At 73.2% G+C, this 14877-nt stretch carries 11 protein-coding genes and 1 pseudogene; 11 read left to right on the plus strand and 1 reads right to left on the minus strand.

Going from position 1 to position 14877, the window contains the following annotated elements; all coding sequences use genetic code 11:
* Window positions 1-107: 107 nt before the first annotated feature.
* The 7 genes from IE277_RS27875 to IE277_RS49635 all read left to right on the plus strand — a co-directional run bounded on the left by IE277_RS27875 (window position 108) and on the right by IE277_RS49635 (window position 9049).
* Window positions 108-4307, plus strand: a complete 4200-nt coding sequence (locus IE277_RS27875) for a bifunctional nitrate reductase/sulfite reductase flavoprotein subunit alpha (RefSeq protein ID WP_189956460.1) — start codon at window positions 108-110, stop codon at window positions 4305-4307.
* A 109-nt stretch (window positions 4308-4416) separates the two neighbouring features.
* A complete protein-coding gene (locus IE277_RS27880) occupies window positions 4417-5433 on the plus strand; it encodes a cytochrome c oxidase assembly protein (protein ID WP_229882001.1) in 1017 nt (338 codons plus the stop codon).
* An 84-nt stretch (window positions 5434-5517) separates the two neighbouring features.
* A complete protein-coding gene (locus tag IE277_RS27885; protein ID WP_189956461.1) occupies window positions 5518-6222 on the plus strand; it encodes a response regulator transcription factor in 705 nt (234 codons plus the stop codon).
* A complete protein-coding gene (locus IE277_RS48910; protein WP_189956462.1) occupies window positions 6219-7676 on the plus strand; it encodes a sensor histidine kinase in 1458 nt (485 codons plus the stop codon). Before IE277_RS27885 ends, IE277_RS48910 begins: the two co-directional genes overlap by 4 nt.
* 56 nt (window positions 7677-7732) lie before the next feature.
* Complete coding sequence (locus tag IE277_RS27895) at window positions 7733-8164, plus strand: hypothetical protein (RefSeq protein ID WP_189956463.1); 432 nt, start codon at window positions 7733-7735, stop codon at window positions 8162-8164.
* Window positions 8164-8385 carry a hypothetical protein gene (locus tag IE277_RS27900; RefSeq protein WP_189956464.1) on the plus strand — a complete coding sequence of 74 codons (222 nt, stop codon included), beginning with the start codon at window positions 8164-8166 and terminating at the stop codon, window positions 8383-8385. Before IE277_RS27895 ends, IE277_RS27900 begins: the two co-directional genes overlap by 1 nt.
* A 367-nt stretch (window positions 8386-8752) precedes the next feature.
* On the plus strand, window positions 8753-9049 hold the full coding sequence (locus tag IE277_RS49635) for an SAV_915 family protein (RefSeq protein WP_373310887.1): 297 nt from the start codon (window positions 8753-8755) through the stop codon (window positions 9047-9049).
* 92 nt (window positions 9050-9141) lie between these two features.
* Here the strand turns inward: IE277_RS49635 and IE277_RS27910 are convergent, their stop codons facing one another.
* On the minus strand, window positions 9142-9720 hold the full coding sequence (locus IE277_RS27910; RefSeq protein ID WP_189956465.1) for a TetR/AcrR family transcriptional regulator: 579 nt from the start codon (window positions 9718-9720) through the stop codon (window positions 9142-9144).
* 284 nt (window positions 9721-10004) lie between these two features.
* Between IE277_RS27910 and IE277_RS27915 the strand changes: the two genes are divergently transcribed.
* From IE277_RS27915 to IE277_RS27930, 4 genes and pseudogenes are all read left to right on the plus strand, one after another.
* Entirely contained in the window at window positions 10005-10586 is a 582-nt protein-coding gene (locus tag IE277_RS27915; RefSeq protein WP_189956466.1) for a (2Fe-2S)-binding protein, read from the plus strand.
* Complete coding sequence (locus IE277_RS27920) at window positions 10583-11575, plus strand: FAD binding domain-containing protein (protein ID WP_189956467.1); 993 nt, start codon at window positions 10583-10585, stop codon at window positions 11573-11575. Before IE277_RS27915 ends, IE277_RS27920 begins: the two co-directional genes overlap by 4 nt.
* Window positions 11572-13707: a xanthine dehydrogenase family protein molybdopterin-binding subunit gene (locus tag IE277_RS27925; RefSeq protein ID WP_189956468.1), complete on the plus strand. Its 2136-nt coding sequence runs from the start codon at window positions 11572-11574 to the stop codon at window positions 13705-13707. The genes IE277_RS27920 and IE277_RS27925 overlap by 4 nt, the downstream gene beginning before the upstream one ends.
* Window positions 13700-14837, plus strand: a pseudogene (locus tag IE277_RS27930) (XdhC family protein). The gene IE277_RS27925 and the pseudogene IE277_RS27930 overlap by 8 nt, the downstream one beginning before the upstream one ends.
* The last annotated feature ends 40 nt before the right edge of the window (window positions 14838-14877 follow it).

The following is a 14877-nucleotide window of genomic DNA, read 5'->3' on the forward strand; positions in this document are numbered from 1 at the left end:
CGGTGGGCGTAACCCCTGATGATCAGGTGCGGAGACACCGGCGTAATGAGCGCTTCGTACCGTCACGAAGGGTCAGATCAGGTCGAGCACAGCACAGGGAGGCGCCCGTGGCCGCGCCGGGCTCGCGGAGCGAGGGCACGACGAAGGTGCGAACGGTCTGCTCGTACTGCGGGGTGGGCTGCGGCATGGTCCTCGACATCGGCAGGGGACCGGACGGACGGCGTACGGTGCTGAAGGCGAGCGGCGACAAAGAGCACCCGGCGAACTTCGGGCGGCTGTGCACCAAGGGCGCGACCACCGCGGACATGCTGGCCGCCCCGGGCCGGCTGACCACCGCTCTCGTCCGGCCGGACCGTGGAGAAGAGCCCCGGCCCGAGCCCCTCGCGGCCGCCGTCGCCGAGACCGCCCGTCGCCTGCGCGCGATCGTCGACGAGCACGGGCCCGACGCGGTCGCCCTCTATGTCTCCGGACAGATGAGCCTGGAGGCGCAGTACCTGGCGAACAAACTGGCCAAGGGCTTCCTCCGCACCAATCAGATCGAGTCCAACTCCCGGCTGTGCATGGCGAGCGCCGGCACCGGCTACAAACTGTCGCTGGGCGCGGACGGGCCGCCCGGGTCCTACCAGGACCTCGACAAGGCCGACGTGTTCCTCGTCATCGGCTCCAACATGGCCGACTGCCATCCCATCCTCTTCCTGCGGATGATGGACCGGGTGAAGTCGGCGGGCGCCAGGCTGATCGTCGTGGATCCGCGGCGCACCGCCACCGCCGCCAAGGCCGATCTGTTCCTGCAGCTCAAGCCGGGCACGGACCTCGCGCTGCTCAACGGACTGCTGCACCTGCTGCACGCGGACGGCCACATCGACCCCGGCTTCGTCGCCGCGCACACCGAGGGCTGGGAGGCGATGCCCGCCTTCCTCGCCGACTACCCGCCCGCCACCGTCGCGGAGATCACCGGCATCCCCGAGGACGACATCCGGGAAGCGGCACGGCTGATCGGCGAGGCGAAGGAGTGGACGAGCTGCTGGACGATGGGCCTGAACCAGTCCACACACGGCACCTGGAACACCAACGCCCTGGTCAACCTGCATCTGGCCACCGGCGCGATCTGCCGTCCCGGCAGCGGCCCCTTCTCCCTCACCGGGCAGCCCAACGCCATGGGCGGCCGGGAGATGGGTTACATGGGGCCGGGACTGCCCGGGCAGCGCTCCGTCCTCGCCGACGCCGACCGCGCCTTCGTCGAGGAGCTGTGGGAGCTGGAGCCGGGCGCGCTACGCGCCGACGGTGTCGGCAAGGGCACGGTCGAGATGTTCCGGAAGCTGGCCGACGGCGACATCAAGGCGTGCTGGATCATCTGCACCAACCCGGTCGCCTCCGTGGCGAACCGCAAGACGGTCATCGAGGGCCTGGAGGCCGCCGAGTTCGTCGTCACCCAGGATGTGTTCGCCGAGACGGAGACCAACGCGTACGCCGACGTCGTCCTGCCCGGCGCGCTGTGGACCGAGACCGAGGGCGTCCTGATCAACAGCGAGCGCAATGTGACCCTCGCCCGGCCGGCCGCCGATCCGCCCGGCGAGGCGACGGCGGACTGGCGGATCATCGCCGCCGTGGCCCGTGCCATGGGGTACGAGCAGGGCTTCGCGTACGACAGCGCCGAGGAGGTCTTCGAGGAGATCAAACGCGCCTGGAACCCGGCGACCGGCTGGGACCTGCGCGGTGTGACCTACGAGAGGCTGCGTGCCACCCCGGTGCAGTGGCCGGCGGCGACCCAGGACGGACCCGACCGCAATCCGATCCGGTATGTCACGGACGACGGCTCGCCCGTCTTCCCGACCCCGAGCGGACGCGCGGTCTTCCACGCGCGTCCGCACCTCCCGGCGGCGGAGCTGCCCGACGACGACTTCCCGTACGTCCTCAACACCGGCCGGCTCCAGCACCAGTGGCACACGCTGACCAAGACGGCCAAGGTGGCCAAGCTGAACAAGCTCGACCCCGGCCCCTTCGTGGAGGTGCACCCGCAGGACGCGGCCGCCCTGGGCCTCAGTGAGGGCGACTCGGTGGAGGTCGCCTCCCGGCGCGGGCGGGCCGTGCTGCCCGCGGTCGTCACCGACCGGGTGCGGCCGGGCTGCTGTTTCGCGCCGTTCCACTGGAACGACCTGTTCGGGGAGTATCTGAGCGTCAACGCGGTGACCAGCGACGCCGTCGACCCGCTGTCGTTCCAGCCCGAGTTCAAGGTGTGCGCGGTCGCGCTGACCAAGGTCGCCACCCCGGTGACGGTCCGCACCGCGGCTCCGGTGAGCACGGCGGCTTCGGAAAGCATCGCGGCTCCGGTGAGCATCGCGGCTCCGGCGGACACGGCCACCGAGGTCACCCCGTCCGCCGACGCGTCCACTCTCGCGCCGTTCGGGCTGGATCCCGTGTCACCGCCGGTCCTCGCCGCACATGAACGCCGGTATCTGGTCGGCTTCCTCGCCGGCATCCCGTCCGGCGCCCCCGGCGTACCGGTGCTGCCGCCCGACGCCCCGTTCAGCCCCGAGCACGCCCTGTGGGTGAACGGCGTACTGGCCGGGATGTACTCTAGGTCCGAGACGTCCCCCGCCATCGCGCCGGGCGCCGGCGGCTCCCCGCAGCCATCCGTCCCGCTCATGGACGCCCCCGGCCGCCAGGTCGTGATCCTGTGGGCGTCGCAGACCGGAAACGCGGAGGAGTTCGCGGCCGCGGCGGCGGAGCGGATCGGCGCGCACGGCCATCGCGCCTCCCTCCTGCCCATGGCGGAGGCGGACGTGCGCACACTGCCGTCCGCATCCGATCTGCTGCTGATCACGAGCACCTTCGGCGACGGCGACGCCCCGGACAACGGCTCCGGATTCTGGGACGCCCTCGCCTCGCCGGACGCCCCACGCCTGCAGGGCAGGCGCTACGCCGTACTGGCCTTCGGTGACTCCTCCTACGACGACTTCTGCGGCCACGGCCGCCGCCTGGACCGGCGCATGGCAGAGCTGGACGCGGTACCGCTGGCCCCGCGCACCGACTGCGAGCCGGACTACGAGACCGCGGCGGGAGCCTGGCTCGACCAGATACTCACCACGCTCAAAGACACCGGGCAGCCGACGCCCGCCACCGCCGTTCCCGCCGCCGCACCCCACGCCACCGTCCCCGCACCCGCTGCCGCCGCCCGGCCGAGCCGGCCGGCCCCGGTCACCGCCCGGCTCACCGGCAATCGCCTGCTGAGTCTGCCCGGCGCAGGCAAGGAGGTCCGGCGCTTCACCTTCGACACCCGCGACAGCGACACGCCACTGGTCTACGAGGCCGGGGACGCCCTGGCCGTACACCCGGTGAACCGGCCCGAGCTGGTCACGGAGTGGCTCGCCGTGACCGGCCTGGACGCCGACGCGACCGTTCAGGTCCTGGGCCCCGGCGCCGTACCGTTCGCCGAGGCCCTGCTGCGCCACCTGGACATCACCCGCGTCGCCCCCGGCCTGCTGCGCTTCGCCGCCGACCGCACCCGGGACCCGCGCGAGCTGCGCAAGCTGCTGCGGCCGGACAACAAGGGCGAGCTGGCGCGCTGGTCCTGGGGACGCCAGGCCGTCGACGTACTGGCCGAGTTCGGCATCCGGGCCGGGGCCCAGGAGTGGACCGACCTGCTGGGGCGGCTCCAGCCCCGCCTGTACTCCATATGCTCCAGCCCGCTGACCGACCCCCACCTGGTGTCACTGACGGTCTCCGTCGTCCGCTACGAGAACCCGGCCGGCCGGCCCCGTCACGGTGTGTGCTCCCCCTTCCTCGCCGATGCCGAGCCCGGCACCCCGGTGCCCGTCCGCGTCCAGCGGGCGCCGCACTTCCGCCCGCCCGCCGACCCGGCCACACCGGCCGTGATGATCGGCCCCGGCACCGGCATCGCACCCTTCATGGGCTTCCTGGAGGAACGCCGGGCCCGCGGCCACCGCGCACCGAACTGGCTGTTCTTCGGCGAACAGCACCGCGCGAGCGACTTCTACTACGAGGAGGAGCTGACCGCGTTCCTCGCCGAGGGCACACTCACCCGCCTGGACACCGCCTTCTCCCGCGACCAGCGCGCCAAGGTCTACGTCCAGGACCGGATGCGCGAACACGGTCCCCAGCTGTGGTCCTGGCTGCGCGACGGCGCCCACTTCTACGTCTGCGGCGACGCCTCCCGCATGGCCAAGGATGTCGACCGGGCCCTGCGGGACATCGTCACCGTGCACGGCGGCCTGGACGAGGCCGAGGCGGCCGCCTATGTCGAACAGCTCGCGGCCGACAAACGCTACGTGCGCGACGTGTACTGACCGACCCGCGCGGCACCCCGATGCCCGGCTCCGGGACGCGGGGGACTAGCGTCGTCCCGTTGTGGATCCGAACGGGTTCTTCCGTGTCGGGCCGAAGGAGGACGATTGCATGGATGGTCGCGCGATGACCGAACTGTCGGCCGGCCGGCTACCGGAGCTGACCACGGGACGTCTGCTGACCACATGGCACCTGGACGTCCCCGCGCTGCTGCTGGTCATCGCCCTGGGCGCGCTCTACGGCTGGGGCGTCGCGCGGCTGCGCCGACGCGGCGAGCCCTGGCCGCCCGCCCGGGTCCTCGCGTTCGCGCTGCTCGGGCTGGGCGGGCTCGTGGTGGCCACGATGTCCGCCCTGGCCGTCTACGACCATGAGCTGTTCTGGCCGGCGGCCGTGCAGAACATCCTCCTCGACCTCGTCGCCCCCCTGGGCCTGGCCCTCGGTGACCCGCTCCGGCTCGCGGTCGAGGCGCTGCCGGAACGGGCCGCGGGGCGGGTGCGCCGGGCCATGACCGGGCGGCCGGTGCGGATCCTGACGTTTCCCCTGGTCAGTACGGCCCTGGTGCTCGCCACCGAGCTGACGGTGTACTTCACGCCGTACTTCGAGACCGCCCTGCGCGTGGGCTGGCTGCACGAGCTGATGTATCTGCACCTGCTCGTGGCCGGCTGTCTCTTCGTCGTACCGATGCTGACCCATGAAGAGGCGCTGCCCCGCTGGTGCACCCACCCGGTGCGGGCGGCGCTGGTCTTCCTGGACGGCATCGTCGACGCCGTCCCGGGAGTGGTGGTGATGACCCACGGCACCCTGATCGCGGGCGCCTGGTACCTGCATCACGCGCCCACCTGGTCCCCGGACGTCCGGCACGACCAGCAGCTCGGCGGCGGGGCGATGCTCAGCATCGCCGAACTGGTCGCGCTGCCCTTCCTGCTGGCCCTGCTCTTCCAGTGGGCGCGCGCGGAGCGCGTGCAGACCGCGGCCCTCGACCGCCGCCTCGACGCCGAACTCGCCCCCGTCGTGACGCCCGCGCCGGACCACGGCCAGGATCCGGCGCCCGAACGCGTACGGCCCTGGTGGGAGACCGAGCAGAACGAGGTGGCGGCACGGATCCGGAGCCAGCACCGGGAGAAGTGACCGGCACACCGCGCTCCCGCCACGCCCGGGCCGGGACCGGACGGGACGTACTCTGACCGGGCGATGAGGAGGGTGGGAGGGCGCATGAAGGACACCGCGTGCCCTGGGGCGGTGCTGGTCGTCGACGACGACGCGGCGATCCGGCGCTCGCTGGAGCGTGGCCTGAGACTGAACGGCTTCGTGGTGCGGACCGCCGCCGACGGACCCGAGGCGCTCGCCGCGATCGAGCGGACCCCGCCCGACGTCCTGGTGCTCGACGTGTCGATGCCCGCCATGAGCGGAATCGAGGTGTGCGCCCGGCTGCGCGGCGCCGGCCGCGACCTGCCGGTGCTCATGCTCTCCGCCCTGGACGAGACCGCCGACCGTATCGCCGGACTCCAGGCGGGCGGCGACGACTACCTGGTCAAACCGTTCGCGCTGCAGGAGCTGGTGCTGCGGCTGCACGCGCTGCTGCGCCGCAGGCCACCCGCCGACCGAGCGGTGCTGCGGGTCGCGGACCTGGTGATCGACCCGGCGGCGCGCACCGCCGAGCGGGCCGGCCGCCCGCTGGAGCTGACCCGCCGTGAGTTCGAACTCCTCCAGGTGCTCGCCCGTAACACCGGACTGGTCCTCACCCGCGACCAGCTCCTCGAACGCGTCTGGGGCTACGACTTCGACGTGCGCACCGACGCCGTCGACACATTCGTCAGCTATCTACGGCGCAAACTGGAGGCGGACGGACAGGCCCGGCTGATCCACACCGTGCGCGGGGTCGGCTTCGTGCTCAGGGAACCCCGGGACACGCCGTGAGACTCTCCACCCGTATCGGCCTCGCCGTCGGCTGCACCGTGCCGCTGCTGGTGCTGGGCTCCGGCTGGCTGCTGCTGCATCTGGTCGCCCGTGACCTGCACCGCGCAGAGGACCAGCATCTGCGGCAGCGGGCCACCGCCGTCGCCAAGGACGCCCGGTCGCTGCTGCGAGCCTCCGAGAACGGCCGGCCCAAGGTCGCCGACACCAGGGAACGCCGGCTGTTCAGCGCGGCCCTCGACGTCGGCGTACGCGTGGTCGCACCGGACGCCGACTTCAGCGGCGGCCCTCAGCCCGGCCCGTCCGTGACGCTCCCGGCACGGACCGCCGGTCCGGTCACCGTCCGTGACGGCGCCCGCAGCTGGCGGGCCCTGGCCCGGCCTCTGCGGGGCACCACCGGCACCCTGTGGGTCTTCTCGCCCGACACCGCCGATCGCACCCAGCTCCAGCTCGTGCGCGGCCGGGTGAACCTGACCGCGTTGCTCGCCGCACCCCTGTCCGGTCTGCTCGCCTGGGGTATGGCCGCCGGTGTGAGCGCACCGCTGCGGCGCCTGACCCGCCGCACCGCCGGCCTCGACCCGCGCATCAGCAGCGTCCGGCCGGACGACCGGCGCAGCGGGGTGACCGAGGTCGACGAACTGTCCGCCACCGTACGAACCGTCCTCGCCCGCTACGACGAACAGGCCGCCCGCACCGCCGAGGCCCTCGACACCGCCCGGTCCTTCTCCTCCGCCGCGGCGCACGAACTGCGCACCCCGCTGATGAGCATGGGCACCAACCTCGACATCCTCGCCGACCACCCGGACCTGCCGGGACCCGACCGGACCGAGGTCCTCGACGATCTGCGCCGCGAACACGCCCGGCTGCTGGGCCTGCTGGTGATGCTGCGCGAGCTGGGCCGCGGGGACCTGGTGGAGGCGGAGGCGTTCGGCCAGGTCGACCTGGCCGATGTCGCGGACGCGGCCGTCGCCGAGGCCCGCCGCCGCGCCCCGGACGCCGAGATCGCCCTGGACGCCGCCCCCGGACTCACGGTGCACGGCTGGGAGCCGGGCCTGAGACTGCTGCTGGACAACCTGCTCGGCAACGCCCTGGCGCACGGCCGGGATCCGCGCGGCCGGGCGAGGGTCCGGGTGGGTGTGCGCGCGACGGCGGACCATGTGCTGATCACCGTGGCCGACCACGGGCCCGGTGTGCCGCCCGAGGCCCGGGAGAGGATCTTCGAGCGGTTCCGGCGCGGCCCGGACAGCGCGGGCTCGGGACTCGGCCTCACCCTTGTCGCGCAGCAGGCGGCCCTGCACCGGGGCAGCGTCACGGTGACGGACGGACCGGACGGCCTCGGCGCCCGCTTCGAGGCACGGCTGCCCTCGGACGGCGGCGGGCTGCCGCACCGACGGGACTGGCTGATCGGCACAGCCGGGGCGAACCGGTCACAGAGTTTCCCCAAAGACACTCCCTAGCCTCCGTCACGACGGACGGACGACCTGGCCGTCCGGGGAAGTGAACGGAGAGGCAGATGGACGTACGACGAGGGACGCGCACGCTGTTCGCGGGGCTCGCCGTGACAGCGGTCCTGGCCGGCACGACGGCGGCGGCCGCCGCGGCCGACGCCACACCCGGTGCCACGCCGGCCGCCGGCACGGCCGGCGCGAAGCCGGCCGGGGACGGGGCGCACGCGCTGTGCAAGCGGGCACCGAGGATCGAGCGCCGTATCGCACGGGCCCTGAAGCGGATCGACGCCGGGGCCGGGACGCGTGGCTCGGTGGCGCGGCTGCAGAAGCGCGTCGACAACGCGAAGAAGGCCGGCCACAGCGAGATCGCCGCCTATCTGCAGAACCGGCTGGACTTCCGCACATCGCTGCGGACGAATCTGGAGCAGCGCCAGAAGGACCTGGCGTCCGTCAAGACCTGGTGCCGGGCCAACGACAGCGGGAAGGCGACCAGTTGATGCGGGCCGGGCGCCTGGCTCTCGCGGCGACGGCGATCGCCGCGCTGGTGGCGTGTACCGCGGGCTGTGCCCACCACGACGGTGCCTCCTCGAACGCACCGTCCGGCGCATCGCCCTCCGTCCAGCCCTCGCAACTTGCCCAGATGCAGAGGAAGGTGGACGCGGCCGAGTCCGCGGCCGCCGCGGCGGACCGGGACGCGACCAGCACCGCCGACCGCTGACCCCCGCGGGGAGCGCTGCTCGGCGCTCCCCGCACACGGGGCCCACGGAGCCTGTGACCAGGGGTGTCAGCATCCCGTCAGCGTCGCTGCGCTCGCCGTCAGCGTCCCGTCAGGGGTGTCCGGAGACAGGGGGCCGCGGGCGTACCGTCGTCGAGTCCCGAGCGCCTTCCCGCGTCCGGGGCACGCGACCTCGCCCTGCGAACGACCCCGGATCCTCCAGGAGGCATCCCATGACAGAACTTCTGTGCGGCGAAGACCCGGAGCCTTCCGATCGGTTCCCGGCCGCCCCCTGTTCGTTCCGGTCCGGCCGGGTCCCGCCGGGTGCGCGACCCGGCTGTTCCGCACCCCGCTCGGCGAGCGTACGGCCGTGGCCTTCACCTCCGAGCACGCTCTCACCGCCACCCTCGGCCCCGGTCAGGCATGGATCAGGCTCGCCGAGCCCGCGCTGCGCGCCCTGACCGCTCCCCTCGGTGTCACCACCGTGACCGTCGACCCCCGGTTCTCCGCCCCGGCGCCGACCCGCACCGAGGACGTCTCCCGCCGTCCGTGGGGCAGCTCCGAGACCGCCCCGCGCCAGGGCTGGTGGGATCCGCAGGCGGTCGGGGTGCTCCGGGTGACCGGCGCCGCGGCCCTGATCTCGGCGCTGTCGATGTGGCTGGGCTGAGCGCCGGCCGGCGGCTTCCCCTCGGCCCGCCCGCAGAGAGGCTGCGGCAAGGCCCCCGGTCGAGGACTCCCGGCCGCGCCGCACCCGGAGGGTCAGGCGCCGGGTGCCCCCGTGCGCAGGCCGGCCATCACCAGGTCGAGCAGCCGGGTGGCGCGGGTTCGCCAGTCCTCGGCCGGGTCGAGCTGCCACAGGCCCGCGATGGCGAGGAAGAAGTCGTCCGCGGTGACTCCGGGCCGGATGGTGCCGGCTTCCTCGTTGGCCCGCAGGAGCAGTTCCGCCGCCGCCGTCACCCGCGTGTGGGGCGGCTTCGCCGGTCCGCCCGGGCCGCCGGTGACCTGCCGGATCGCGCCGGCCAGCCCGGCCTTCGCCATGGCGAACTCGGCGAGCCGGTCCATCCAGGCGCGCAGCGCCTCGTCGGGTGCCCGCGTCCGGAGCAGCTGTGTCGCGCTGTCGGCGACCTGCTGCATCTCATGGCGGTAGATCTCCAGGACGAGCGATTCGCGGTTGGGGAAGTTGCGGTAGAACGTCCCCTGACCGACGCCGGCCTTCTTCGCGATCACGCTCAGCGGGGCGTCCGCGCACCGCGACAGCTCGGTGAGCGCCACGTCCAGGATGCGCTCGCGGTTGCGCTGCGCGTCCGAGCGCCGGGGTGAGTCCTGCTGCTGAGGCACTCGTCCTCCTCGAGGGTTCGTGGCCGAACCTCGCCCTTGCTAACCGGACAGCTGTCCGTTACGTTTTCAGAGGTAGCGGACAGCTGTCCGGATGCGTCCACGATAGCGGTGGACACGACCCTACGGCAGCCCGCAGATGCCACCTTTTTCGGCCCCCGTATCCCGCATATGCGCCTCACCCGCGGCACAGACCCGCACGACGCACTCCCCGCGCGGCCCGGAACCCGGCCGCCGGACCCCTTCCGTCTGTCCTGGCTGTCCTGGAAATGCGAAAGAAGCTACTCATGGCCTCATCGACGTCCAGTGTCATCACTTTGAAGATCAACGGCGAGAAGTACACACTGCCCGTCGACCACCGCACCACCCTGCTCGACGCCCTGCGTGAGCGCCTCGACCTCATCGGCACCAAGAAGGGCTGTGACCAGGGGCAATGCGGAGCCTGTACCGTCCTGCTGGACGGGCGCAGGGCCGTTTCCTGTCTCCAGCTGGCCGTGGCGGCCGAGGGCCGCGAGATCACCACCATCGAGGGCGTGGCCGACGGTGACCGGCTGCACCCCGTGCAGCAGGCCTTCCTCGATCTGGACGGCTTCCAGTGCGGCTACTGCACTCCGGGCCAGATCTGTTCGGCCATCGGGGTGATCGAGGAACACGCGGCGGGCTGGCCGAGCGCCGTCACCGAGGACGTCCGCCCCGAGGCGGGACCGCCCTCTCTCACCCCGGAGGAGATCCGGGAGCGGATGAGCGGCAATCTGTGCCGCTGCGGCGCCTACGTCTCGATCGTCGAGGCGGTGGCCCGCGCGGCGGAGGTCCGTGTGGACGAGCGGCCCGCCGGTGCCGTCGCGGGTGCGAAGGAGGCCGTGGCATGAGGGAGTTCGACTATCAGCGGGCGTCCGACGTCGCCGGCGCCGTGGCACTGCTCGGCGCCGATCCGGACACCCGCTTCCTCGGCGGCGGCACCAACCTCGTCGACCTCATGAAATCCGGTGTCGAGCGCCCCGCCCGGCTCGTCGACATCCGTGAACTCCCGCTCGACGAGATCGAGCCGACCCCCGGCGGAGGCCTGCGCGTCGGCGCCACCGTCACCAACGGCGACCTGGCCGCCCATCCGGAGGTCCGGCGCCGCTACCCGGCGCTCGCGCAGGCGGTGCTGGCCGGCGCGTCCGGGCAACTGCGGAACATGGCCACGGTCGGCGGGAATCTGCTGCAGCGCACCCGCTGCGGCTACTTCACCGACGTCACCCAGCCCTGCAACAAGCGGACGCCCGGCAGCGGCTGCCCCGCCATCACCGGCGAACACCACAACCACGCCATCCTGGGCGCGTCCGACCACTGTGTGGCCGTACACCCCTCGGACATGGGCGTCGCGCTCACCGCCTTCGACGCCGTCGTCCACTACGCGACCGCGGACGGCCCGGGGGAGCTGCCGCTCGCGGACTTCTACCTCCCCGTCGGGGACACCCCGCACCGTGAGACCGCGCTGCCGGCGGGCGCGCTGATCACCGGCGTCAGCCTGCCGCCCGCCCCGGTCGCCGCCCACTCCCGCTACCGCAAGGTCCGCGAGCGCGCCTCGTACGCGTTCGCCATCGGCTCCCTCGCGGCCGCGCTCGACGTCCAGGACGGCGTCGTCCGGGACGCGCGCCTCGCCCTCGGCGCCGTCGCCTCCCGTCCGTGGCGGGCCGCCGCGGCCGAACGGGTCCTGGTCGGCGCGCCCGCCGACGCCGCGACCTACGCCGCCGCCGCGGACGCCGAACTGGCCGCGGCACGGCCGCTGCCGCACAACGGATACAAGGTGGACCTCATCCGCAATCTCGTGGTGGCCGTCCTGTCCGAACTCGCCGAGGAGGCCGCCCGATGACCACCGTCACCCCCGGAGCCCCCCTGCGGACGACGTCCGTCGGCACCGCGCACACCCGTATCGAAGGCCGGGACAAGGTCACCGGAGCGGCCCGCTACGCCGGAGAGGTGCCGTTCGCCGACCTCGCGTACGGCTGGCTGGTGCTGTCCACCGTCGCCCGCGGCCGTATCCGCGCCCTCGACACCGAACCGGTCCTCGCGATGCCGGGTGTCCTCGCCGTCCTGGACCACCGCAACGCCCCACGGGTGGAGACCGGGTACACCGGCCTGCTGGGCAAGCCGGACCCGACCTGCGCCGTCTTCCAGCACGACCGGGTGCCCCACCTGGGCTGGCCGGTGGCGTTGGTCGTCGCCGAGACCTCCGAGCAGGCCAGGGAGGCCGCCGAGGCGCTCGTGGTGCACTACGAACAGGAGCCCCACGACGTCGGGTTCGGCGGCGAGCACCCGGACGCCTACCCGGCGGACGGCTTCATGCCCGCCGTGACCGAGAAGGGCGACCTCGACGCCGCCCTGGCCTCCTCGGCCGTCGTCGTGGACGCCGAGTACACCACGCCCGAAGAGCATCACAACCCGATGGAGCCGCATGCGACGACCGCCCGCTGGGACGGCGGCCGGCTGGAGCTGATCGACTCCAACCAGGGCGCCACCTGGGTCGTCGGTGAGCTGGCGAACCTCTTCTCGCTCGACCCGGCGTCGATCCGGGTACGTTCCGAGCACGTCGGCGGCGGCTTCGGCAGCAAGGGCGTACGCGCCCACCAGGTGGCCGCCGTGATGGCCACGACCGTCCTGCAGCGCCCGGTACGGGTGGTTCTGACCCGGCGTCAGATGTTCTCGCTGGCCGGCTATCGCAGCCCCACCTCCCAGCGGGTCCGGCTCGGCGCCGACGCCGACGGACGGCTGCGCGCGCTGGAGCACCGCTCGCTCAGCCTCAGCTCCACGGTGTACGAGTTCATCGAGCCGAGCGCCGCGGTGGCCCGGGTGATGTACGACGCCGAGGCCCACCACACCGCCAACCGCATCGTCCGGCTCGATGTGCCGACCCCGACATGGATGCGTGCCCCGGGCGAGGCACCGGGGTCGTTCGCGCTGGAGGCGGCGCTGGACGAACTCGCCGAGAAGTGCGGGCTCGACCCGATCGAGCTGCGGCTGCGCAACGAACCCGACAAGGGGCCGGTCTCCGGGCTGCCGTTCGCCGGCCGCAATCTGCCCGCCTGCTTCCGGGAGGGCGCCCGCAGGTTCGGCTGGGCGGACCGCGACCCGCGCCCCGGAGTGCGCCGGGACGGCCGCTGGCTGCTCGGCACGGGGACGGCGGCGGCCTCCTTCCACGCCGGCGCCGCACCGTCCACCGCCACCGCGACCGCGCACCCGGACGGCACCTTCACCGTCCGGATCTCCGCGGCCGACATCGGCACCGGGGCCCGTACCGCACTGACCCTGGTCGCCGCGGACGCGCTCCAGGTGCCGCCGGACCGCGTCCAGGTGCGCATCGGCGACAGCGACTTCGGACCGGCGATGATCGCGGGCGGCTCCATGGGCACCCGCTCCTGGTCCTGGGCCGTCCAGATCGCGGCCGGTGAGCTGCTGGAACGGCTGGCCCTCGGCGCCGACATCCCGCCCGAGGGAATCACCGTACGGTCCGACACGGCCGCGGCCATCGGCGCGCTGACGCCCGCCGAACGGCACTCCTTCGGCGCCCAGTTCGCCGAGGTCGCCGTGGACGTCGCCACCGGCGAGGTGCGTGTACGGCGCATGCTCGGCATCTTCGCGGCGGGCCGGATCGTCAACCCGCTCACCGCGCGGGGCCAGTTCCTGGGCGGCATGATCTGGGGCATCTCCATGGCCCTGCACGAGGAGGCGGTCCGGGACCGTGCCTCGGGCGGCCATGTCGGCGCCGACCTCGCGGGCTACCACGTGGCGACGCACGCGGACGTGCCCCGCATCGAGGCCGACTGGATCGACGATCCCGACCCCGCCGACCCGGTCGGCATCAAGGGCATCGGCGAGATCGGCATTGTCGGCGCCGCGGCCGCCCTCGCCAACGCGGTCTGGCACGCCACCGGCGTACGGCACCGCAGCCTGCCCATCCGACCGGACCGTGTCCTGTCGGCCCCGGCCGGAGCGCCGGATGCTTGACCTGGCCGAGGAGCTGCACCGCTGGATCGAGGAGGGCCGGGAGTTCGCCGTCGCGACGGTGCTGGCGGTCGGCGGCAGCGCGCCGCGCGGTCCCGGCGCCGCCCTCGCCGTCGACAACGCGGGCACCGTCATCGGCTCGGTCTCCGGCGGCTGCGTGGAGGGCGCGGTGTACGACCTGTGCCAGCAGGCGCTGCGGACCGGGCAGAGCGTCGTCGAACGGTTCGGCTACAGCGACGAGGACGCCTTCGCCGTAGGGCTGACCTGCGGCGGGACCATCGAGGTGCTGATCACACCGGTGGCCGCGGCGGCGGCCACGGTCCTGGCGTCGGCGCTCTCGGCCGCCGTCCGTGACGAGCCGGCGGCCCTCGTCCGGGTCGCCCGCGGCCCGGCCGAACTCCTCGGGCGCGCCCTGCTGGTCCGGCCCGACGGCACGCACGAGGGCGGGCTCGGCGGCCACCAGGATCTGGACCGTACGGCGGCGGCCGAGGCCCGCGCCCTGCTGGAGGCGGGCCGCACCAAAGCGGTCGAAGTCTCAGCGGACGGCTCACACTGTCCCGGCGGGCTCACCCTGCTGGTCGAGTCGAACGTGCCGCCCCCGCGCATGATCGTCTTCGGTGCCGTCGACTTCGCGGCGGCCCTGGCGCGGGCCGGCAAGTTCCTCGGCTACCACGTGACGGTCTGCGACGCCCGCCCGGTGTTCGCCACGAAGGACCGTTTCCCCGACGCCGACGAGGTCGTCGTCGACTGGCCGCATCGCTATCTGCGGCGCACCGGGACCGACGCCCGCACGGTCCTCGCCGTGCTCACCCACGACGCGAAGTTCGACGTACCCCTGCTGAAGGCGGCCCTGCGCATGCCGGCGGCGTTCATCGGCGCCATGGGCTCGGCGCCGTACCCACGAGGACCGCGACCGCCGGCTGCGGGCGGAAGGAGTGACCGAGGCGGAACTGGCCCGGCTGCGTTCGCCGATCGGGCTCGACCTCGGCGCCCGCACACCGGAGGAGACCGCCCTGTCGATCGCGGCGGAGATCGTCGCCGTCCGGCGGGGCGGCACGGGCGCCCCGCTGACCGGGTCCGACACGCCGATCCATCGGGACAGCGCACCACAAGAGGGGTCGGTGGCCGCCTGAAGGGGTAGAATATTCATCGACCGATGAATTACTGCTCTTG

The sequence above is a fragment of the Streptomyces alanosinicus genome (genome assembly GCF_014650595.1).
In the GTDB taxonomy this organism is placed as follows: Bacteria; Actinomycetota; Actinomycetes; order Streptomycetales; family Streptomycetaceae; genus Streptomyces; species Streptomyces alanosinicus.